The following is a 941-nucleotide window of genomic DNA, read 5'->3' as shown; positions in this document are numbered from 1 at the left end:
TTCCGTACTCGCGATGGCAACGTCATCCCATTATTGTCTCCAGAGCAGCATTTCTATTTAAAAGAAAACATCAAGGCCAAACTGGAAACAGCAATCAAAGCGGTTTACCAAGAGCAAGGCGAAATCTACACCACGTCGTTAACGACAGCTGACAAGTGGGCGATGGCTTTCTTCAATCAAGACGACAATGCGGTGAAAGAATTCAACAAAGCACTCAACCAATTAAGCCAACAAAATATTCAAGTTGAGTACCCTGCAAAACTGGAAAGCCAATCTCAGCTATCGGATGTAATTCGTGAGCGACTACGTCGTGAAGTCACAACAATGACAGGTACGGGGGATAAATAATGATTCGCCTTATTTTCCTATTTGTCGTTCTAGGTGCAGGTCTATTTGCCGGTACTCAGTTTTCTGGTCAACAAGGATATGTACTGATCTCAATAGCAAACAAGACCATCGAAATGAGCGTAACCACTTTGGTGATCTTCGTTATCGCTGCGCTAGCTGGTCTTTTCCTCCTTGAATACCTGATTAAAAAGTTGGTTTACGCAAGCTCAAGCACTTGGAACTACTTCAGCGTACGTAAAATGCGTCGTTCTCGTCGCTACACCAATGAAGGCATTATCAAGCTCCTTGAAGGTGATTGGAAAGGTGCTGAAAAGAAAGTCACTCGTTGGGCAAATCACCACGATATGCCACTACTTTGCTACCTCGTTGCTTCTGAAGCAGCCCAAGGTCAAGGTGATAAAGCAAGACGCGATCATTATCTTGCATTAGCTAGCCAACAGGAGAATGCTCATCTCGCTGTCGAACTGACTCGAGCCAAGCAATTTATTCGTGATAATGAGTTCGAAGCCGCTTTCGATACCCTGCAATCGCTAAAAGGCCAATACCCAAATAACTCGATTGTCTTGAACTTACTCAAAACAACTTACATGCAG

Annotated in this window: 2 protein-coding genes; both read left to right on the top strand. The window is 43.9% G+C overall.

Annotated elements, in window-relative coordinates:
- The coding region (locus R7R78_RS24785; protein WP_225474455.1) for a uroporphyrinogen-III C-methyltransferase at positions 1 to 348 on the top strand (348 nt) is incomplete at its 5' end.
- Positions 348 to 941 (top strand): heme biosynthesis HemY N-terminal domain-containing protein (locus R7R78_RS24780; RefSeq protein WP_318119556.1); only part of this gene is annotated, 594 nt, incomplete at its 3' end. The genes R7R78_RS24785 and R7R78_RS24780, both read left to right, overlap by 1 nt.

It is taken from the genome of Vibrio sp. 2134-1, from assembly GCF_033339495.1.
The sequence above is the reverse complement of the archived record's forward strand: the minus strand, read 5'-3'. Positions and strand labels throughout refer to the sequence as shown.